At 71.6% G+C, this 21002-nt stretch carries 18 protein-coding genes; 13 read left to right on the top strand and 5 right to left on the bottom strand.

Translation table 11 applies throughout. The features are described from left to right. The first annotated feature begins 94 nt into the window (after positions 1–94). The 5 genes from D7W82_RS02290 (at position 95) to D7W82_RS02270 (ending at position 6335) form a co-directional block, all read left to right on the top strand. Positions 95–715, top strand: coding sequence for a hypothetical protein (locus D7W82_RS02290; RefSeq protein WP_120616748.1), 621 nt, complete (start codon positions 95–97; stop codon positions 713–715). A 170-nt stretch (positions 716–885) separates the two neighbouring features. Beyond that, positions 886–1431, top strand: a complete 546-nt coding sequence (locus D7W82_RS02285; RefSeq protein WP_233587245.1) for an RNA polymerase sigma factor — start codon at positions 886–888, stop codon at positions 1429–1431. Continuing rightward, complete coding sequence (locus D7W82_RS02280; protein WP_120616746.1) at positions 1428–4505, top strand: CHAT domain-containing protein; 3078 nt, start codon at positions 1428–1430, stop codon at positions 4503–4505. The genes D7W82_RS02285 and D7W82_RS02280 overlap by 4 nt, the downstream gene beginning before the upstream one ends. Positions 4506–4559: 54 nt before the next feature. Then, entirely contained in the window at positions 4560–5078 is a 519-nt protein-coding gene (locus D7W82_RS02275) for a hypothetical protein (protein WP_147439183.1), read from the top strand. A gap of 312 nt (positions 5079–5390) precedes the next feature. Continuing rightward, the gene (locus D7W82_RS02270; protein WP_120616744.1) at positions 5391–6335 is read left to right on the top strand and encodes a hypothetical protein; all 945 of its coding nucleotides are present in this window, start codon (positions 5391–5393) and stop codon (positions 6333–6335) included. Between the two features lie 18 nt (positions 6336–6353). On the opposite strand, the gene D7W82_RS02265 is transcribed toward D7W82_RS02270, so the two are convergent. Further along, positions 6354–6884 (bottom strand): FHA domain-containing protein, encoded by a 531-nt coding sequence (locus D7W82_RS02265; RefSeq protein WP_120616743.1) that lies wholly within the window; start codon positions 6882–6884, stop codon positions 6354–6356. A gap of 183 nt (positions 6885–7067) precedes the next feature. On the opposite strand from D7W82_RS02265, the gene greA reads away from it, so the two are divergent. The 5 genes from greA to thrC all read left to right on the top strand — a co-directional run bounded on the left by greA (position 7068) and on the right by thrC (position 13360). Further along, positions 7068–7574, top strand: a complete 507-nt coding sequence (gene greA, locus D7W82_RS02260) for a transcription elongation factor GreA (RefSeq protein WP_014397497.1) — start codon at positions 7068–7070, stop codon at positions 7572–7574. A 118-nt stretch (positions 7575–7692) separates the two neighbouring features. After that, the gene (recG, locus tag D7W82_RS02255; RefSeq protein ID WP_120616742.1) at positions 7693–10644 is read left to right on the top strand and encodes an ATP-dependent DNA helicase RecG; all 2952 of its coding nucleotides are present in this window, start codon (positions 7693–7695) and stop codon (positions 10642–10644) included. A 91-nt stretch (positions 10645–10735) separates the two neighbouring features. Continuing rightward, positions 10736–11374 (top strand): protein-L-isoaspartate(D-aspartate) O-methyltransferase, encoded by a 639-nt coding sequence (locus D7W82_RS02250; RefSeq protein ID WP_120616741.1) that lies wholly within the window; start codon positions 10736–10738, stop codon positions 11372–11374. A 91-nt stretch (positions 11375–11465) separates the two neighbouring features. Beyond that, entirely contained in the window at positions 11466–12032 is a 567-nt protein-coding gene (locus D7W82_RS02245) for a hypothetical protein (RefSeq protein WP_120616740.1), read from the top strand. Then, positions 12029–13360, top strand: a complete 1332-nt coding sequence (thrC, locus tag D7W82_RS02240; RefSeq protein WP_120616739.1) for a threonine synthase — start codon at positions 12029–12031, stop codon at positions 13358–13360. The genes D7W82_RS02245 and thrC overlap by 4 nt, the downstream gene beginning before the upstream one ends. Positions 13361–13385: 25 nt before the next feature. Here thrC and ribB read toward each other — a convergent pair whose 3' ends face one another. After that, positions 13386–14513 carry a 3,4-dihydroxy-2-butanone-4-phosphate synthase gene (gene ribB / locus D7W82_RS02235; protein WP_120616738.1) on the bottom strand — a complete coding sequence of 376 codons (1128 nt, stop codon included), beginning with the start codon at positions 14511–14513 and terminating at the stop codon, positions 13386–13388. Between the two features lie 214 nt (positions 14514–14727). On the opposite strand from ribB, the gene D7W82_RS02230 reads away from it, so the two are divergent. Next, positions 14728–15069 carry a hypothetical protein gene (locus tag D7W82_RS02230; protein ID WP_128797685.1) on the top strand — a complete coding sequence of 114 codons (342 nt, stop codon included), beginning with the start codon at positions 14728–14730 and terminating at the stop codon, positions 15067–15069. Next, complete coding sequence (tmk, locus tag D7W82_RS02225) at positions 15066–15722, top strand: dTMP kinase (protein ID WP_120616736.1); 657 nt, start codon at positions 15066–15068, stop codon at positions 15720–15722. The genes D7W82_RS02230 and tmk overlap by 4 nt, the downstream gene beginning before the upstream one ends. Positions 15723–15756: 34 nt before the next feature. Here tmk and D7W82_RS02220 read toward each other — a convergent pair whose 3' ends face one another. Together D7W82_RS02220 and D7W82_RS02215 are read right to left on the bottom strand one after the other, a co-directional pair. Continuing rightward, positions 15757–16764, bottom strand: a complete 1008-nt coding sequence (locus D7W82_RS02220) for a hypothetical protein (RefSeq protein WP_199727664.1) — start codon at positions 16762–16764, stop codon at positions 15757–15759. Between the two features lie 132 nt (positions 16765–16896). Further along, on the bottom strand, positions 16897–17913 hold the full coding sequence (locus D7W82_RS02215; protein ID WP_120616735.1) for a GNAT family N-acetyltransferase: 1017 nt from the start codon (positions 17911–17913) through the stop codon (positions 16897–16899). Between the two features lie 84 nt (positions 17914–17997). Here D7W82_RS02215 and D7W82_RS02210 point away from each other — a divergent pair, with 84 nt between their 5' ends. Then, complete coding sequence (locus D7W82_RS02210) at positions 17998–19974, top strand: RiPP maturation radical SAM C-methyltransferase (protein ID WP_158617564.1); 1977 nt, start codon at positions 17998–18000, stop codon at positions 19972–19974. A 24-nt stretch (positions 19975–19998) separates the two neighbouring features. Here the strand turns inward: D7W82_RS02210 and D7W82_RS02205 are convergent, their stop codons facing one another. Next, positions 19999–20883 carry a hypothetical protein gene (locus tag D7W82_RS02205; protein ID WP_120616733.1) on the bottom strand — a complete coding sequence of 295 codons (885 nt, stop codon included), beginning with the start codon at positions 20881–20883 and terminating at the stop codon, positions 19999–20001. Positions 20884–21002 lie beyond the last annotated feature (119 nt).

Raw genomic sequence — 21002 nt, 5'->3', positions numbered from 1 at the left:
GAAAAACGGCGTGGAAATGGCGCGGGGGAATAAGCGCGACACCGGACGTAACAGGGAGGAGCCCGCGGGTGGGCTCACCCTTCCGGAGTCACCCATGCGCTTCATCCCTTCCGCCGCGCTCCTGTTCGCCGCCTCGCTCGCCACCGCCTGTGGTGGGCCTCTCGACGAGGAGGCCCCTGGCGCCGAGGTCGTGGACGAGTCCATCGCCAGCCAGGAGCAGGGCATCGACGAGTCCTGCGTGGGCTCGGGCGTGGTGCTGGCGCAGCCGGACGGCGCTTCGGTCTCCGCCGTCTTCCCCCACTGCTCGTACGCGGACATCTCGGCGGCCTCCAACGACAGCACCTATGATCAGCCGGCGTGCCCCCACCGCTTCGTGACGGAGATCACCGGCCTGAACGGCGGCTACGCCCAGCCGTTCGTGGAGGTCATCCCGGCGTCGAGCAACGTCACGGAGAGCGCCTGCAAGGGCGTGGCGATCGCCGGCGCCGCGTTCGGCTACGCGAACGGCGTCTGGTGGGGGCTGGGCTCGGTGAGCACCACCGGCACCTGGTACCCGGCGGGTCCCTTCTTCCCGGCGTTCTGCGGGCTGCGGGTCAACATCGGCTCGGGTGGGTCCGGCTACAGCAAGATCCGCGTCACGGGCCTGGGAGCGGCGCTGGGCGTCTTCAAGGCCCGGGTGCGCACGGGCGTTCGCATCGGCAACGGCCCCTGCTAGCCCTCCGGCCTGCCATCCCGGGCCTCCCACCCGTGGGGTGGGAAGCGCTTGGGCGGGTGTCGATGGACTTCGCGGGCGGGGCGGCTCCTGCTAGGAACGCCCCCGTGGTCTTCCGCCCGCGATCGCCCCGCGCCGTCCCGCCCGGGGAGTCCTCCGCATCCGAGCCGGAGGTGCCCTCGGCCTCCCGTGAGGACGCCGCGGAGTTCCAGGCGCTCATCGCGCGGTGCGCTCCGGCGTTGGAGGAGCGGGCCCGCATCCTCTGCCGGGGCCGCAACCCGTCGGACGCGAAGGACCTGTTGCAGGAGACCTACGAGCGGGCCTTCCGCGCGTTTCATACGTATGACCGGTCCGCGCCTCCCATGGCGTGGCTGGCGTCCATCCTCGTTCGACGCTTCCTCGACTGGTGCCGGCACGACCGGCGCCACCCCCAGGAGGAATTCACCGACGCGATGGGGGACACCCTGGCGGAGGCCGAAGCCGCCCCGGAGACATGGGCGCGCTACACGTTGGAAGACGTGTGGAAGGCGGTGGAACAGCTTCCCCCGGAGCTGCGCGAGGTGGTCCGCATGAAGGACATGGAGCGACAGAGCTACGCGGAGATCGGCCGGCGGCTCGGCATCCCGTCCATGACGGTGGGCACCCGGCTGTTCCGCGCGCGCAAGAAGCTCAAGGAGCTGCTCCTCGCCCGGGAAGGCACCGCGGGGGGGCCGGCGTGACCGTCCTGTGTGAACAGCTCGCCGCCTTCGTGGACGGGGAGCTTCCGCCAGAAGAGGCCGAGGCCTTCCAGGCCCACCTCGCGACCTGCGCGGAGTGCCAGGCCGGCCTGGAGGACCAGGTGCAGGCGAGCCTGCTCGTGCAGGCCGCCGCTGACGAGCGTGCCGCGCCCGGAGCACGGACGCGGCCCGTGGCGTCCCCCAACCCAGAAGAGGGCCCCGAGGCTCCGGCGGCGGGTCCGGGACTCCGTGCCGTCCCCGGGACAGGTGGCCGGTCCGGACCCATACCCGATGCCGGGACGCGGTCCCCGTCCGCTCGCCCGCGCGGCCGTGCGGCATGGGATCGCCGCCGCGTGGCGGGCTTCGCGGCGGCGGCCGCCGCGGTGGTGCTCGCGGTGCTGTGGGTGGGACGTCCATGGCGCTCCACGGAGACAGCACGCGCGCTTCCATTCGCGCTGGCCTCCGCGCGCCCGCTGGAGGGCCGGCTCAGTCACCCGGGCCTCGCGGACTACCGCGCCACGGGCACGATGCGCGGCGGCGCGGACGGGCGGCCGGAGCTGGACCTCAAGGTCCTGTCGGAGCTGGAGGCGAAGGGCGACCTGCACGGCGTCGCGACCGCGTGGCTCGCGGCCGGGGACTTCGAGCGCGCGGAGCGCATCCTGGAGCGGCTGCCCTCATCGCCCGCCGTCATGGGTGACCTGGCGCTGGCGGCCCTGGGCCGTGCCCAGCCGGAGCGCGCCCTGACGTTCGTGGAGAGCGGCCTGGAGACCGCGCCGGACGACGCGCGGCTGCACTGGAACCGGGGCCTCGCGCTCCAGGCGCTCTCGCTGGAGCTGGCCGCAGCGGCGGAGTTCTCCCGCGTGGCGCAGGCGAAGGAGCCCGGCTGGAGCACCGAAGCCACCGAGCGCGCGGACGGCCTGCGCAAGGGCGCGCTGGCGCGGCGGGACTCGTGGAAGGCCATGAACGCGGCCGGCATGGAGCTGGCCCTGGACGGCACTCCGTACCCGGGCGCGATGGCGCGGCGCAACCCGGACCTGGCGCGGCTGTACCTCTACCACGCGTTGCGCGCGGCCCCGTCCGTGGAGCGAGTGCGGACGCTGACCCCGCTGGCGGCGCTGCTGGACGACGTCACCCGCACCAGGACCGCGAGCGCCTACGTGGCGCGCGTGGCGGCGGCGGACTTCAGCAAGCGCGGCCCGCTGGCCAACACCTATCGCGAGCTGCTGGCCGGCACGCGTTCGCTGGAGGGCCCGGACGCGGACGCGTTCCTCGCGAGGCTGCGGCGCTCCGGCGAGCGCGACCTGCTGCTGGGCGCCATCCTGCTGCTCCACCAGGAGGACCGCTTCGTCGACGAGCTGGCGGCGCTGGTCCGTCAGTCCGGTGAGCCCGCCTGGTACGACGCTCCGCTGGCCCGGGGCAGGGCGCAGGCGGCGCAGGACCGGGGGGACATGGAGACGGCGGAGACGTCCCTCAAGAACGGGCTGGCGGCGTGCCGGAGCGCGGGCTTCGGGTATCGCTGCGTGGACCTCCAGCGGCACCTGGCCTCGCTCTACAACCGCATGGATCGCCGCAAGGAGGCCGAGTCGCTGGCGCGCTCCGCGCTGGAGGAGGCGTTCCGTAGCGACAGCTGGTACCAGGAAGAGCTGCTCCTGGCCGACCTGGTGACGAGCGCGCGGCTGAGCCACGCCCCGGCGCTGGCCCGCGCCTACCTGGACGAATACCTCCAGCACTCGCCGGAGGACTGTGTACGCCGGTCGGAGTACCACCACGCACGGGCGCTCCTCTTCGTGGAGGACCTGGACGCGAAGCGGGCCCGGCGAGAGGTGCAGGACGCGCTCACCTGTCCCGCCGCGCCCACGCTCATGGAGGTCGCCGTCGCGGGAGACCTGCTGCGGCTGGAGGGCGCCACGGTGCCGGGCCGCGAGCTGGACCGCGTGCGCGAGCGCATCCGCGCGCTGCGCGAGGACCCGTCGCTGACCCCCGGCGAGCGGTTGCTCGTGGACCACATCGAAGGGCGCATCCTCATCGAGCGCGACCGTGAGGAGGGCCAGAAGCTGCTGCGCGGGGTCATCACCGGCTCGGCGCTCCACCGCTCCACCGACATCGAGGCGCGCAAGGCCTGGGCCCACAGCCACCACGTGCTGATGATGGACGCGGGCCGCGCGAAGGAGTGGGGCCCCGCGGTGGACCTGCTCGCCCAGGAGGTGGACCGCGCCGCACCCACGTCGTGCCTGCTGGCGCTGGCCGGCCAGGACGAGCGGATGCTCTTCGTCGCCCGAGGCCCCACCGGCGCGAGCAGCGGGCTGTACCTCCACGCCCTCAAGCAGCCCCTGCGCGAAAACGTGCCCGCGGTGCCAGAGCCGCTCCTGCGGGTGCTCGCGGGGTGTGACGTCGTGAGGGTGCTCGCGGAGCCCATCCTCCTGGGGCGCCCGGGGCTCCTGCCCGCGGACCGGGCGTGGAGCTACCTGGCTCCGGGCGGCCACCGCGTGGAGGCCCCGGCCGTGGCGCCCGTCCCGAAGCGGCTGGTGGTGTCGGACGTGGAGCCGCCCGCGACGCTGGGGCTGCCGCGCCTGATGCCGTGGAAGGGCCTGACGGGGCAGGGCGACGTCCACCTGCGGGGCCGCGCGGCGACGCCGGAGGCGGTGCTCGCGGAGCTGGAGGACGCCACGGAGGTGGAGCTGCACACGCACGGCCTCGCCGGCACCGTGTCCGACGCGGCCTTCCTGGCGCTGTCCCCGGACGCGGCCGGCCGCTACGCGCTCACCGCGGAGGAGCTGGAGGGACACACGCTCCGGGGCTCGCCGGTGGTGATGCTGGCCGCTTGCGACGCGAACGTGGGCGCGTGGCGCTACCACGCGGTGTCGAGCCTTCCGTCCGCGCTCATCCAGGCCGGCGCGCGGGCCGTGGTCGCGCCCTCCACGGAGGTCCCGGACGTGGAGGCCGGGGCCTTCTTCCAGGCGCTGGTGGAGTCGCTGCGGCGCGGCACCCCTCCGGCCCAGGCGCTCCGGGACACACGTGCCAGGTGGCTGAAGCAGGGCAGCGCCCCGTGGGTCCAGGACCTGGTCGCCTTCGAATAGGTAGAGTCCCGGCGAATATCCGCGCCGCCGCGCGTATGGGATCCGGGAGGAATCATGATCACGCGTTGGAAGTCCGCAGTGGGAAGGATGGCCGTGGGGTTCGCCGCGCTGTCGGCGGCGCAGGCGGGGGCCCAGCCGGCGAAGACCCAGAACACCCCGGTGAAGCTCGCTCCGGCGAAGCCCGTCGCGAGCCCGGCGACGGCGAAGTCCACCGGCTCCGTGGACGTGGCCGTGGATGAAGGCGCCAAGGGCACCCGCATGTACCGGTACGACCGGAGCAGCGGGAAGCTCACGCTGGTGAAGCAGCTCACCCAGCGAGAGGCGGCCAGCTCCACCGCCGGCTTCAAGGCGCTGTCGGCCGTGGAGGCCGGTGGCGGCACCGCCTTCGTGGATCCGGACCGCGGCGGCGCCGTCGCCCCCGAAGGCCCGCGCCCCAAGGGCGGCGGCCCCCCGGGCGGACATGATCCGGGCCAGCATCTCACCCAGGCGGACCTGGCCAACATCCACCGCGAGCTGGGCAGCCTGAAGCTGAACAAGGCCCAGGTGAAGATCGCCACCCAGGCCCAGCGGTAATCCCAGCCTCTCAGCGGAAGAAAACGGACGGCCGTGGCGCCGGGGTGGGGACATGGCGCCTCACCCCGGAGGGCCACGGCCTTCACGTTCCTGGATGAACGCCAGCCCACGCGTTCAACCCCAGACGCCCGGAGTGTCTGCCCTGACTTCGCTCCCGCGTTTCCCGCACCTCTCGCGCCTTGCCACACGTACAACGTGCTCACACTTTTCGTGCGTGAGGGGGCGCTGCTCGCCCGTTTGTCTTTGACGCCCTCCTTGTCCAAACGTTCGTGGGTCCGGCCGGAGCGCCCGCGGCAGCAGGAGGTTGCACACATGGGGAACGTGGAGAACGGGCGTCGTCGTGGCGTGGGTGGGCTCTCCCATTGGGCGTGGGGACTGGCCCTGGCCGTCATGGGCGCGGGCTGTGACCCGGGAGCCCGGGAGCCTGAGCCAGCGGATCCGCTGGCCACACAGGAGCAGGCCGCCCTCAGCTACAACAGCCTTTCGTACAACGGGCTGTCGTTCAATGGCCTGTCCTTCAACGGGCTGTCCTTCAACGGGCTGTCGTTCAATGGCTTGTCATCCAGTGACTTCGCGTCGTGGTACGGCGCGGATCCAGCGCTCGCGGAGGAGGTCATGCGCTACATCGTGCGCTGCGCCGTCCCGCAGGGGCAGACGCGCACGTATACGGATGCGCAGACGAACACGGTGCACACCTGGACGGGCCTGCTGGGCCTGGCGCCGGGCTGGGCCGGTGGGGCGCCCGCGACGGAGGCCGAGCAGCAGATCGTCTCCGCCTGCCTCGCGGCGCACAGCAATCCCTTCGGCGTGAGCGTGCCCATCTCCGTGCTGGGACGGGATGGGCTGGGGACGGAGATCCCCGCCTCCGAGGGGGAGTTGGCGACCTTCTCCCGGCCGGAGTCGTGCTTCTTCGGCAATCTCTTCCAGGGACAGGGGCTCTACGCGGGCAGCCAGAACCCGCCGCTGGACGCGACCCAGAGCACCACGCGCGCGTGCGCGGTGGTGGATGGCTCCGGGATGCCCCGCCGGACGTGCGCGCCGCTCATCTACGTGGGGAGCTGCTCGGACGTGTGCACGCAGGCGGGGACGGCGTTCGCGAGCTGCACGGTGGGGGGCGTGAGCTTCCAGCCGCTCACCACGCGCGTGCGCGCCGCGGACCTGGCCGTGTGCGGCGACGGCACCTGCCAGGTGACGGAGTCCTGCGGGGCGTCCAACACCTACGACGCGTGCGCGGCGGACTGCGGCGCCTGTCCGTGAGGTGAAGGCGGGCGGCCTTCAGCCGGAGTGGGAGCCCAGGCCGGAGGCCGCGCCCGCGCGCAGCCGCTCATGCAGCGCGTCCGTGAGCAGGTACCAGAACTGGACGTTGCCGAAGCTGAGGATGTCGCCGCCCCGGAGCGGCACCTCGCGCTGCCCGATGGTGCTGGCATTGACGAAGGTGCCGTTGGTGGAGCCCAGGTCGCGCACGGTGCAGCGGCCCGCCGCGCGGCTCCACTTGAGCTCCGCGTGCTGCTTGGACACGGACGCGTCGTCCAGCACCAGCTCGCAATCCAGCCTCCGGCCAATGCGCAGCACCTCCGAATCCCCGAGGGTGGGGAGGGTGGCGACGAGCAGGTCGTCGAACTCGAAGAGCAGGGCGAGCATGCCCTGCTCCACGTCGCCGGGGTCCGCCATGCGGGTGGGCGCGAGCGCGGCGGCGGACAGCTCCGACGGCGGACGCTGCACCAGCGCGAAGGGGCCCAGCTGATGCTGGAAGGCGCCCACGGGGAGGGCGGAGGCGAGCGCGCGCAATTCCTGGACGGACAGCACGTGGAGCAGCCTAACGGGTTGGCCGTCGGGCGCCCAGCCACTACCGGACGATGGCTGTAAGGCTTTCGTTGACCGGCCAGTCACTCGTTCCCTACATTGATCCTTTCGAGTCGCGGGCCGGGTTCCAGGAGGGAACGCCGGACCCCCGATGCGCAGCCAGGTGATGGAAGGAGCGGTGGTTCGATGAGCGGGAGCGACAACATCCCGATGACCCCCCACGGTCTGCAGAAGCTCAAGGACGAGCTGAAGCACCTCCAGTCCGTGGAGCGGGGCAAGATTTCGCGTGAAATCGAGGTCGCCCGTGCGCACGGCGACCTGCGCGAGAACGCGGAGTACCACGCGGCCAAGGAGAAGCAGTCGCACATCGAGGGGCGCATCCTGACCCTCGGCGACTGGATCGCCCGCGCGGAGGTCATCGACCCGGCGAAGCTGGGCGGCGACAAGGTCGTCTTCGGCGCCACCGTGGAGCTGGTGGACACGGAGAACGACAAGACCATCAGCTACCGCCTGGTGGGGGAGACGGAAGCCGACCTGAAGAAGCGGTGGATCGCCGTCACCTCGCCGGTGGCGCGCGCGCTCATCGGCAAGAAGGTGGGCGACATCGCCACGGTGCAGAGCCCCGGCGGCGTGCGTGAGCTGGAGGTCGTCTCCATCAGCTTCGAGGATCCGCAGGAAGAGCCAGCCAGCTAGCGCTGAAGCCCGGCTGGCCGGGTGTCCTTCGGGGGGGCGGGCCCAAGGCTCGCTCCCCCGGTTTCGTTTTCCCCGCGGCGTCAGGAGCGCTTCGTAGGATGGAGGCTGGAAATCCCGCGTGAACCACCCGCTCGCCAGCCTCGTTGGACCTCTCAAGTACGCGTGTCAGCGTGACTTCGCCCAGCTCGGGACCGTGCGGGATTTGCGCACGTTGATGGAGCGCACCCTGGCGGCGGCCGGGGGCGTGGACGCGCAGGCCCTGGAGCATTTGAGGGCGGCGCTGCCGCACGTGGATCCGCCCGCGCCGCCGGAGCACCGCAAGGCCGCGCTGCGCCAGGTGCTGGGCGCGCTGAAGCTCAGCGGCGTGGTGCTGCCGGAGGAGCTGGAGCGGGTGGTCGTCACGGGGGAGCTCAACGCCGTGGCGGCAGGCTTTCCCCGGTCGCCGGAGCGCGCGCACGTGCTGGAAGGGGAGCTGAACCCCGCGCCGCCGCGCCGCCGGTTGACGCCGCCGCCGGGGACGCTGGAGGCGCGTGGCAACACCGTGCCGCCGTGGCGTTCGCAGGACCCCGTGCCGCCGGTAGGCGGTGGTGTTCCGGCGGCAATGCCCGGGCCCGCGTCCCGGCAGCCGCAGGCCCGGGGACCCCAGGGTGGGAATGCGGGCCCCGTGAAAGGCGAGCCGGTGCCTTACGGCGCGCGCATGGCGGCATCCCGGGGCGCCGCGAAGGGCCCCGCGCAGGGTGAAGCCCCGCCCTACGGTGCGCGCATGGCCGCGGCCCGCAACGCCGCCGTTCCCGCGGGTGCGCCGGCCCGAGCTCCGGGCGCGAAGCCCGCTGCGAGCACCGACCCTCGCAAGGGCGCGCCGCCGCCCGCGGACCGCGCTCCCACGGAGAAGGCCCGGAAGAAGAAGGCCAAGGCCGTGGGCGCGGAGGCGTCCCGCTCCGAGGCGAAGCTGCTGTCCATCGCGCCGCGCACGGGCCCGCTGTCCGCGCCGCTCAAGACGCTGGGCAAGCGCCTGGGGCCGCGGCTCGTCGCGGTGCTCGACAAGAAGGGCCTGCGCCGCACCGGCGACATCCTGTTCCTGTTGCCACGCTGTTACGAGGACCGCCGCAAGCTGCGCACCATCGCGGAGCTCATCCCCGGCGAGCGCGGCGTGACGGTGGGCACGGTGAAGACGGCGGACTTCGTCCCGGGGCGCGGCGGCAAGCGCATGTTCCGCGCCGTCGTGGGGGACCGCTCCGGCAGCATCGCCGCCACCTATTTCAACGCCGGGCCGTGGCTCAAGAGCCGCTTCTCCGTGGGCAAGCAGCTGGTGCTCTCCGGCGAGGTGCGCGCCTCCATGAACGGCCGGGAGATGGCCCACCCGGAGCTGGAGCCCGCCGAGGACCTGGAGAACACCACGTCCGTCCACTTCCACCGCATCGTCCCCGTCTACCCGGGCTTCGAGCGCGGCGAGCAGCGCTCCTTCCGCGAGCTGGCCTCGCGCATCAGCGAACAGCACGCGCACCACCTGGAGGAGCCGCTGCCCGCGGACCTGCGCCGCCGCTACCACCTGATGGGCCTGCCGGACGCGCTGCGCTTCATCCACTTCCCGCCCGACGACGCGGACCTGGAGGCGCTGGACGCGCACCAGAGCCCCGCGCACCGCCGGCTCGCGTTCGATGAGCTGTTCTTCCTCCAGCTGGGCATGGCCCTCAAGCGCCAGGGCGTCAAGGCGGAGGAGGGCATCGCCTTCAACGTCTCCCCGGAGCGGCTGGACACGGCGCGCGCCGCGCTGCCCTTCCAGCTCACCGGGGCGCAGGCGCGCGTGGTGGGGGACCTGGCCCGGGACATGGCGCGCCCGGAGCCCATGAACCGGCTGGTGCAGGGCGACGTGGGCAGCGGCAAGACGGCCGTGGCGCTCGTGGCCGGCATGGTGGCGCTCCAGGACGGCTACCAGGTGGCGGTGATGGCCCCCACCGAAATCCTGGCCGAACAGCACGAGCGCACCTTCCGCCGCATCCTGGAGCCGCTGGGCTACCGCGTGGGGCTCATCAGCGCGGCGGGCACCGCGAAGCACAAGCGCGAGGTGCGCGAGTCCGTGGCGAAGGGAGACCTCCACCTCGCCGTGGGCACGCACGCGCTGCTGGAGGGCGGCGTGTCCTTCCAGAAGCTGGGGCTGGTGGTCATCGACGAGCAGCACCGCTTCGGCGTGCTCCAGCGCCACACGCTCATGAGCAAGGGGCTCACGCCGGACGTGCTGGTGATGACCGCCACGCCCATCCCGCGCACGCTCGCGATGACGCTCTACGGCGACCTGGACGTGTCCATCATCGACCAGCTGCCGCCGGGCCGTACGCCCATCACCACGCGCGTCTTCAACAACGAGCAGCGCGCGCGCGTCTACGAAGCGGTGGGCGCGGAGCTGGCCAAGGGCCACCAGGCCTACGTCGTCTATCCGCTGGTGGAGGAGTCGGAGAAGCTGGACCTGGAGGACGCCACCCAGGGCGCGACGAAGCTGCAGGCGGTGTTCCCCAACGCCAGCGTGGGCCTGCTGCACGGGCGCATGAAGCCGGAGGAGAAGGACGCCGTGATGGAGGCCTTCCGCGACAAGCGCATCCAGCTGCTCGTCTGCACCACGGTGGTGGAGGTGGGCGTGGACGTGCCCAACGCGTCCGTGATGGTGGTGGAGGCCGCGGAGCGCTTCGGCCTGTCGCAGCTGCACCAGCTGCGCGGGCGCGTGGGCCGTGGCGCCGCGGCCAGCTACTGCTTCCTCGTCGCGGGCGCCGCGCGCTCCTGGGAGTCCACCGAGCGGCTGGGCGTGATGGAGCGCAGCAGCGACGGCTTCGTCATCGCGGAGAAGGACCTGGAGATCCGCGGCCCCGGCGAGTTCCTGGGCACGCGGCAGAGCGGCCTCCCGGAGCTGGCCGTGGCGAACCTCGTGCGCGACGGCGACCTGTTGTCGCTCGCCCAGGTGGAAGCGCGGCGCATCACGGACGCCGACCCCCAGCTCCAGAAGCCGGACCACCAGGGGCTGGTGAAGGCGCTGGAGGAGCGCTGGGAGGGCCGGCTCGCGCTTGCCCGGGTGGGGTAGGGCCGAGGAGGTCCGCGCCCGAACCCCGGATTGTCCCCGACTGTCGTCGTGCTTACGTTCCCTGCCGGAGGTCCAAGGGGGGACGGACGCGATGGGAGATTGGGGCCGAGCGGAGTATCTGGCGCGGCAGGGCATCCGGGATCGGCGGGTGCTCGCGGCGATCGCCAACCTGAGCCGCGCGGACTTCGTGCCCATCGGCGAGCGGGACTCGGCCCATCAGGACGTGCCGCTGCCCATCGGCCACGGGCAGACCATCAGCCAGCCCTACGTGGTCGCCCTGATGACGGAGGCCCTGGGCCTGCGCGGCGGTGAGCGCGTGCTCGAGATCGGCACCGGCTCCGGCTACCAGACGGCGGTGCTGGCGCAGCTGGCCCGCGAGGTCTTCACGGTGGAGATCGTCCGCGAGCTGGCCCGGCCCGCCCGGCGGCTCCTCCACCGGCTGGGCTTCACCAACGTGTTCTACCGGGAGGGTGACGGCTCCCAGGGCTGGGCCCAGGCCGCGCCCTTCGACGCCATCATCGCCACCGCCGCGCCGGCGGACATCCCCCGGGAGCTGTTGCGCCAGCTGAGGCCCGGGGGGCGGATGGTCATCCCCGTGGGCTCCGTGCACGAGACGCAGGAGCTGCTGCGCATCCGCCGGGGACAGCCGGGGATGCTGCCCCGGGTGGATCACCTGCTGCCGGTGCGCTTCGTCCCCATGACGGGCCTGGGCTCCTCCGCCCCGGGCTGAGCGGGTGCGACAGGCCGCGCGCCTGCATGCCCACTCCCCGCGTCCCGGGGTCGCGTTGCCGAGCGGAGAGGGGACCGGTAACGTCCTGTCCATGATCATCTGCCCGGTCTGCGACCACGTGCAGTCGGAAGGCGAAGAGTGCGAAGGCTGTGGCAAGCGCTTCCCCGGCCTCATGGACATCCCCGCGCCTGTCGTGACCCCGATGGCGGAGCTGGAGCTGACGCACCATGCGGGGGGCCGCGTTCCGGTGGACGCGCCCGCGCTGCCGGAGCTGGACCAGACGCGGCTGCGCTCGGGGCCGGACCTGCCGGCGATGTCCGTGCCCGACCTGGAGTTGACGCGTTCGGGCGCCACGGGCGACGTGCCCGTCGCGCGGATGCTGGACCTGGACACGGGCCGCGCGCAGGACGACGGCGTGCGCACCGCCGCCCCGGTGGGCGCGGTGACGTGCCGCTACTGCCGCCACGTCCAGGCGGAGGGCCTCTTGTGTGACGGCTGCGGCATGCGGCTGCCCCGGGCCCGGGTGGTGGCCCCCGTGGCGGCGAGGCGCGGGGGCGCGGACGACGGCGAGCGCGTGCCCTGTCCGTCCTGCCACGTGCCGGCCTGGCCGGGCCGCGCGTGCGTGGCGTGCGGCACGAAGGTGGAGGCGGAGACGTGACGGCTCCGGCGCTGAAGGCGGGCTACGCGTGCAGCGAGGGGTGCGGCTTCACCGCCTCGCTGTGGGACGTCGTCTACCGCTGCCCGCGCTGTGAAGGCCTGCTGGAGGTGGCCCACGACGAGGCCGCCCTGCGCGCCATCCCCGCGGCGGAGTGGAAGCGCCGCTTCGAGTCCCGCTTCGCGACGTCGCGGCTGCCGGACGGCTCCGGCGTCTGGGGCAAGCGCGAGTGGGCGCTGCCCGAGCTGCCGGTGGAGGACATCGTCTCGCTGGGAGAGGGGCGCGTGCCGCTCAAGCCGCTGCCGCGCATGGCGGCGGAGCTGGGGCTGGGCTCGCTGATGTTGAAGGAGTGCGGCGTCTCTCCGACGGGCAGCTTCAAGGACTGGGGGATGACGGTCCTGGTGTCCGCGGTGAAGCACCTGCGCTCGCGCGGCACGCCCATCCGCGCGGTGGCGTGCGCGTCCACGGGCGACACGTCCGCGGCGCTGTCCGCGTACGCCGCGGCGGCGGGCATCCCGGCGGTGGTGTTCCTGCCGAAGAACAAGGTGTCGCTCGCGCAGCTGGTGCAGCCCATCGCCAACGGGGCGCGCGTGCTGTCGCTGGACACGGACTTCGACGGCTGCATGAAGCTGGTGCAGGCGGTGACGGCGGACACGGGGCTGTACCTGGCGAACTCGATGAACTCGCTGCGCATCGAGGGCCAGAAGATGATCGCCATCGAGCTGTGCCAGGACCTGGGCTGGGAGCCGCCGGATTGGATCGTCATCCCGGGCGGCAACCTGGGCAACGCGAGCGCCCTGGGCCGGGGCCTGGAGCTGCTCTTCAACCTGGGGCTGATCCAGCGCCGGCCGCGCATCGCGGTGGCGCAGTCGCAGCGGGCCAACCCCCTGGCGCGCGCCTTCCGGGGCGGCTTCCAGGAGCTGGTGCCCATGCAGGCGGGAGCGACGCTCGCGTCCGCCATCCAGATTGGCAACCCGGTGTCCTTCCGCCGCGCGGTGCGGATGCTGCGCGCGTTCGACGGCGTGGTGGAGGAGGCGACGGAGTCGGAGCTGGCGAACGCGGCGGCCCGGGCGGACCGCGAGGGCACCTTCGCCTGCCCGCAGACGGGCGTCGCGCTGGCGGCGGTGGAGAAGCTGGCCGCGTCGGGCGTGATGGCGAAGGGCGCGAGCGTCGCGGTGGTGGCCACCGCGCACGGGCTGAAGTTCGCGGACTTCAAGGTGGGCTACCACCGGCAGACGCTGACGGACGTGAAGGCCGCGCACGCGAACCCGCCGGTGGAGCTGCCCGCGGACCTGTCCGCCGTGCGCGAGGCCCTGAAGGACCTGGGCTGAAGCCTCGCGCGTCTGCCGGACCGCGCTACTCCACGTCGAGCGGCAGGCGCGACTCGATGGTGAGCCCGAAGCCGGAGAGGCCCCGGTAGGTCATGTCCGTGTTGGACATCACGCGCAGGGTGCTCACGCCCAGGTCGGTGAGGATCTGGCAGCCCATGCCCACGTCGCGCGACTCGTTGGCCGCGCGGCTGACGGACGCGTTGCTGCCGTCTCCCGCGCGCTTGTGGTGGATGCCGAAGTCGTTGCCGTGCATGCCGGGCAGGTAGACGATGACGCCCGTGCCCTCGCGCGCCACGGTCTCCATCGCGCGGTCCAGCAGCAGGTTGCACTTGCAGTCCGGTGACCCGAACACGTCGCCCATGGCGCAGGCGCCGTGCAGGCGCACCAGCGGGGCGGGCTGGGCCTTCGACGGGTCGCCCTTCACCAGGACGAGCGACTTCGCGCCGTCAGGCGTCCACGTGTAGGTGAGGGCGGTGAACTCACCGTGGCGGGTGCGCACGACGCTCTGGCCGGACTCACGGCGCACCAGGCGGTCCTTGCGGCTGCGGTACTCGATGAGGTCCGCGATGGTGACGAGCTTGAGGTCGTGCTCGCGCGCGAACTGCTTCAGGTCCGGCATGCGCTGCATGGTGCCGTCGTCCTTCACCAGCTCGCAGAGGATGCCGGACGGCTGCAGGCCGGCGAGCCGCGCCAGGTCCACGGCCGCCTCGGTGTGGCCCGCGCGGCGCAGCACGCCGCCTTCGCGGTAGCGCAGCGGGAAGATGTGGCCGGGGCGCAGGAAGTCGTCCGCGGTGCTGTTCGGGTCGGCGAGCGCGCGGATGGTCTTGGTGCGGTCGCTGGCGGAGACGCCGGTGGTGGTGCCGTGACGGAAGTCCACGGAGACGGTGAAGGCGGTGCGGTGGGACTCGGTGTTCTCCGCCACCATCTGCGGCAGGCGCAGCGCGTCCAGCCGCTCGGCGAGCATGGGCTGGCAGATGATGCCGCTGGTGTGGCGGACCATGAACGCCAGCATCTCCGGGGTGGCGAGCTCGGCGGCCATGATGAGGTCGCCTTCGTTCTCGCGGTCCTCGTCGTCGGCCACGATGACGCACTTGCCAGCCTGGATGTCGCGGATGGCCTCCTCGATGGTGTTCAACTCGGAGTCACGGCTCATGTCGGGGGAACTCATCCTGCTGACGACTTGGAGAGGCATGGTTCGCGGCATGTAACGCGAGGGGGGTGGGGTGGCAAGCCAAGCCCGGGGAGCGAGCGTGCGTCCGTTCAATGGCTGGGATGAGCGGAAGCTGGGACTGCGCGTCCGTGTAGGTGGGTGCTGGCCGGCGGCCGACTCGACGGGCTGGGGCACGTGATGTAGGGTGCTCGGCTCCGTGAGCGCAGACATCCAGCAGGACAAGCGGGCCCGGTTCGACCAGTTGCAGGAGAGCCTGTCGACCCGGCAGAGCACCACCCACTTCACCCACGCGGGTGTGTCCATCATCGCCTTCATGTTGATTTCAGGGGCGGCGGGGAAGCTGTTCTACGACTCGCTGCGCACGCCGCTGCTGGCCTGGGGTGCCACGCTCCTGGCGCTGGGGCTGCTGGTGTACGCCTTCCTCAGCTACCGCAAGGGCCGCGCGGTGCTGACGGAGGAGCTGCAGCGGTACGAGGCGCTGCTCGCGCTGCGCCGCGAGCTGCACCTGGACAACCCCGCCGCGCTCCTTCCCCGGTGAGCGCCGCCAGGAAGGTCGCCCTGCCGGGGCGCTTCATCGTGCTGGAGGGCCTGGACGGCGCGGGTACCACCACGCAGACGGAGCGGCTGGCGTCCGCGCTGAGGGCGGACGGGCGCTCGGTGGTGACGACGCGCGAGCCGTCCGACGGTCCGGTGGGGACGATGCTGCGCCAGGCGCTCACGGGCCGGCTGGGCCTGCCGCACGGCCGGGGGCCGCTGGCGCAGGAGACCCTGGCGCTGCTGTTCGCGGCGGACCGGACGGATCACCTGCACGCGCGCGTGCTGCCGGCGCTGGAGCAGGGCAAGGTGGTGCTGTGCGACCGCTACGTGCTGTCCTCGCTGGCGTACCAGGGCGCGAGCCTGCCCATGGCGTGGGTGGACACGGTGAACGCGCACGCGGTGTCGCCGGACCTGACGCTGTTCGTGGGCGTGGACCCCAAGGTCGCGGCGAAGCGCCGGGCCGTGCGCGGCGGCCCCGCGGAGCTGTTCGAAGCGGACGAGGCCCAGCGGCGGATCGCGAAGCAGTACCTCAAGGCCATCACGCTGCGGGCGAAGCGCGAGCGCATCGTGCACATCGACGGTGAGCTGTCCGTGGAGGCCGTGACGGAGGCGTGCCTCAAGGAAGTGCGGCGGCTGCTCGCGCGCAAGCGCTGAGGCGGCCCGGGGGCCGCGCGCCAGCGCGGGTCCTTTAGAAGTAGGACTGGAGCACGCCCCGGCGCCGCACGTCCGCGGTGGCGCAGTGGAACGAGCCGCCGAACGAGTTGAAGTTCCGGAAGTCGCAGAGCAGGGGCTTGAACCCCCACTTCTTGAAGCAGGCGATCATCGGCTCGTCGCTGCGCTCCACGATGACGCGCTCCTCGTCGAGCATGAGGACGTTCATGTTGATCCACTTGCTCGTCATGTAGAGCGTGTGGTCGGACGGGATGCTGGGGCGGGGGGCCCTGAACACGTCCCAGCCCTTGAAGAGGTCCGGCACTTTCGGGACCCGCTCCGGGTTGATGAGCAGCTTGCCCGGCGCCAGCGGGACGAGCGTCGCGTCGATGTGCATGGGGTGCGGGTCATCGAACTCGAAGACGTGGATGCGGTACTCGGGGCCCAGGTGGCGCCGCAGCCACTCGATGCCGAACGCATTCGTGACGTTGCTCTGCTGCGCGAAGATGTCCCGGCCACAGCGGATGAAGTCCGCGGCGTCGAAGGTGGGCTCGAACTCCGTGATGACGTAGCGGGTGGGGCCGCCCTCCGGACCCTCCGTCCAATCATAGTCATACAGCTCGTCGCGCAGCTCCGGCTTGGGGCCCGAGCTCCAGCGCGCGCCGCCGCGGAAGTATTCCTTCAGGAGCGGGCGGTAAGCGGACGTCTCCGCGTAGCGCGAGCGCCAGGCCATGGGGGATTCAATGATTTCGTTGCCCACCACCAGGAGCACGTCCCGGGGCATGGCGGCGTAGAGCCCGGTGCTCGTCCAACCCGGCGCCCCGAAAGGCTTGCGCTGGTCGATGGGCTCCGGACGGCGCACCTTCACGCCCTCGGCCTCCAGCAGATGGACCAGCTGCTCCAGCTCCTGCTTCGCCGCGGCGATCCGCTCAGGCGGAAAGGGCTTGCCGGCCTGCTTCTGGAAGAACTCCAGCTGGTCGCTGGGCAGCGTTGCCTTCAGCGCGATGTGGGAGGGCGGGACCTGCGCGCCGTCCACGACCCCCACGATGACTTCCTCGAGAGGATCCCATTCATTGAAGGAATTGACCGGGCAGGGGGGCACTGGCGCGGAAACAGTCATGATGGGCGGCACCTGAGGAAGAAGCGATGCCCACTTTATCCTCTGATGTCACGCTTGTCATGTCTCGCCGGGCTGCCCCTGGGATGGGCCCGGGAGGCCCAGGTCCTTTTCATAGACATCAATGAGGCGCACGGGGCGCATCCCCACGCGTTCGTAGAGCTGGAGCGCCCCGCTCCTGCCGTCCGAGTCGACGCCCAGCAGCACCTTGTGGCGCCCCCTCCGGTGGAGTTCGCCAAAGGCACGCAGGAGCAGGGATTGGGCCAGCCCCCGCCGGCGCCAGCGGGGATGTACGCCCAACACGCGCACCCACCCCTCGCTTTCAGAGAACTCCCGGGCCCGGGCGAAGCCGACGAGTTGCCCTCCGGCCTCGGCGACGAACCAGAGGGTCGGGTCGAAGCGCTCCGAGCGCAGCTCCGCCGACCACTGTTCGAAGGGCTCGGGCGTGTGGCGCCAGTGGTCGGCGAACGAAAGCTCGTGCAGCGCGTGCAGGGCCGCGGCCTCCCGGTCCGGCTGGAAGACGCGCAGCACCACGCCCGGCGGCGGTTCCCTCGTCGGCGGTGGGGTCTTCCACTCCACCCCCATCCGGAAGAACCGCCGGACGAAGGCATAGCCGCGGGACTCCAGCAGCCGGGCCTCCTGCTCGTTCCGGCCATTGAAGATGTGCGCCAGCTGCACCCGCTCGCCGGGGGGCGAGCGGGGGAGCAGCTCCCGGGCATGCTGCCCGATGCGATCCACCAGCCAGGCCTCCACGCCCTGGTGCCGGTGCGCGGGGTGGACCGTGCTCGTGCACTCGAGCCAATGCGGCTTGCGGGGGTTCAGCTTGGCGTAGCCGACGAGGGTGCCCGCGGGATCGAAGACGAGCCACGCGTCGCGCGCGGGGTCCAGCTCGCTCCACTCCTCCACCATGTCGTCGTGCGAGTAGTCCACCTCCCCGAACTGGTCGAGGTGATCCTCGGCCACGAGCGCGTGGGCGCGGTCGAGGTCGTCCGCCGTGGCCGTCCGCGCCGTCCACCCCTCCGGCAGCGGGCTGCCGCCCGGGGATGCGCGCTGGGCCAGGGGAGGGACGGGGCTCACGGGGGCTCCTTGGAATGCGGCTGGTAAGTCTAATCAAACATGGATAGCGTTGATAGCAAGCCTATTGAATCTAGTGAGGAATCCATGAGAGTCGCCCTGGTTGCCCTGCCATGGTCCGCCTACCAGCGTCCGTCCGCCGCGCTCGGTGCGCTGGCGGCGTATGTCCGGCAGCACGAGCCGGGGTTCGAGGTGGCCACCTGCTCCGCGTTCCTGGACATGGCGGTGACGCTCGGCACGTCGCTCTATGACGGCATCTCCCTGGATGCCTATGAGCTAGGGGAGCTGCTCTACACGCCCCAGCTGTATCCGGAGCGCCGGGAGGCGGTCCGCGACTACTTCGTGCAGTCCCTGACGGCTCGCGCGGGGGCGTGGCGGCTGGACAACGTGGATCGCTTCCCGGTGGCGCTCTTCGGTGAGCACCCCACCTACGAGCACATCTTCGACCGGATCCTCGCCACGTTGGATGGGCACCTGGACACGCTCGCGGCCTCACTCGCGGGCCGCTACGACGTGGTGGCGCTGACGACGTCGTTCGGGCAGCTGTTCGCGAACCTGTCCCTGGCCCGCAGGCTGAAGGCGCTCGCGCCGGAGGTGCGCGTGGTGTTGGGCGGGTCCACGGTGTCCGCGCAGGTCGGGCCCTCGCTGCTCAAGGAGTACCCCTTCCTGGACTACGTCATCCAGGGCGAAGGGGAGCAGCCCTTCCTCGCGCTGCTGCGCAAGCTGGCGTACGGCACGGGGGACCTGTTCGGCATGAAGGGCCTCCTGACGCCCAAGTCGGCCGAGCACGTCGCGTCCGGCGCGGCGCTCTGGGAGGTGGGCAACATGGACGAGCTGCCGTACCCCGACTACGACGAGTATGCGTCGAAGGCGGAGCAGCACGGGGTGATGTGGCTGCTGTCCATCGAGGGCTCTCGCGGGTGCTGGTGGGACCGCACCAAGCGCAGCGGGAACCCGAAGAACACCTGCTACTTCTGCAACCTCAACGTGCAGTGGAACGGCTACCGCGAGAAGAGCAATCCCCGGCTCGTGGAGGAAATCGACTCGCTCAGCGAGCGCTACGGCAACACCGGCATCTTCTTCCTGGACAACATCATCCGGGTGAAGGGGATGACGGAGCTGGCCGAGGGCATCCGCGCGACCAACCGCGACTACGCCCTGTTCTACGAGATGCGCGCCAACGCCCACCCGTATGAGATCATGCGGCTGTGGGAGGCCGGCGTGAAGTTCGTGCAGTTCGGCATCGAGGGCCTGTCCACGTCGTACCTGCGCCGGGTGGGCAAGGGCACCACCGTCATCCAGAACCTCCAGGCGATGAAGGTCTGCCACGAGCTGGACATCCGCAACTACGCCAACCTCATCACCCACTTTCCGGGCACGGAGGAGGCGGAGGTCGCGGAGACGGTGCAGAACCTCCTGTCCTACGCCATCTGCTACGAGCCGCTGGACCTGAGCCCCTACCGGCTGGGGCGCGGGTCCACGCTCGACGCGCTCCGGGCCCAGTTCCCCGTGGAGAACATCCGCAACGCGGATTGCTACAAGGTGGGGCTGCCCGCGGAGGTCTACGAGCGCATCGCGCTGTTCGATTTGTCGTTCGACCTGCGCACGGGGACGTCCGACTGGAGCGCCGTCGTCGAGGCGTGCGAGGTGTGGATGCGGGCCTATGAGCTGGCCCGGGGCTCGCAGTACCGCCACGTGATGACGTACCTGGACGGGGGCACGTTCCTGCGCGTCTACGACGGGCGCTCGGGCATGCCCCGGACCCTGCTGCTTCGCGGGGTGGAGCGGGACCTGTACCTGTACTGCACGGAGATCCGCCAGCGCCAGGAGATCGACGAGGCGTTCGTGGAGACAGGGCGCGCCTCCCGGGCCCAGGTGGAGCAGGTGCTGGCGCACTGGCTGGAGGAGCGCATCCTGTTCCGGGAAGGCGAGCGCTACCTCTCCGTGGCGCCGGCGTTCACGCCGCAGATGGCGGCCAAACGCATGCACACGCTGCACGCGGAGGACCAGGAGCGCCGCCAGGCGAAGCGGGCCCCGGCGGACGTCGCGGTGGCGGCGTCCTGAGCGGGGCCCCCGCTTCGGGCGCGGTCAGCCGCGCAGCTTGTTGAGCAGCGCGAAGAGCCGGGTCACGTCGTCCTCGGACGTCAGGGTCCCGGCGATCTCCGCCAGCGCCGCGTGCTGGGCGGGGGAGAGCCTGCCCAGCAGGGCGAACTCCTCCGGGGAGAACCGGCAGAAGGCCTGCCCGTCGGCGAAGCTGGGGCGGTGGTCCCAGAGGTTGGCCAGCAGGTTCACGCGGGGCCGCTCCGGGGAGACCTGCTCGGTGGCGGCGATGCAGTGGGGGAGCGTCCCCCGGAAGACGGCGCACCGGTTGGGTTTGAAGGGCACCGTCACCCACTGGTCCGACAGCTTGAACAGCGCGTCGAAGTCGTGGAAGCGCATGCAGTTGTCCAGGAGCGTCTGGGACAGGGGCTCCTCCAGGTTGAACACCGTGCCGCCGCCCACGAGCCCGCTCTGGGGGCCCAGGTAGAGGATGGTGCCCCACAAGGGCAGGTGCACCTTGCCTGTCTTCTCCGCCAACGGGACGTCGTGGTCCACGTGGAAGGCCGCGCGCTTCACCGGGGTGCCCAGGTTGTGGAACCACAGCTCGAAGCCCGCCACCTGGTCGCGCCGGACCTCCGGGATGAGGTCCATCAGGCGGACGAAGTATTGGAAGGTGAGGGTGGCGATCTCCCGGGGGAGATAGGCCGCCAGCGCCTCCACCTGACGCGCGTCACCCTGCTGGTAGGCAAGGACCCGCTCCATGTCCACCCAGAAGAACCCCGAGGGCAGCGGAGGAAGCGGACGCAGCGCTTCGTAGGCCGCGTGGATCAACGCCTCATCAAAGACGTTGTTGAAGACCTGGAGGGCCTGCGGGTGGGTGCGCCGCGGCTGCTGGGTCAGGGCTGAATAGTCATACTGGCGTTCGGTGCTCATGCTGTGGCCGCTCCGTGCATGGCTTGGTGCGAGCGCACGGTACACGATTCGCCTTGCCCTACACAGCCCGCGCGCGACCTCTGATAGCGTGGCGGTGTCGCTCTTCCAGGGGCCGTTGC

Source organism: Corallococcus sp. CA049B (assembly GCF_003611685.1).
Classification (GTDB): Bacteria; Myxococcota; Myxococcia; order Myxococcales; family Myxococcaceae; genus Corallococcus; species Corallococcus coralloides.
This window is presented reverse-complemented; position numbering and strand designations above follow the sequence as displayed.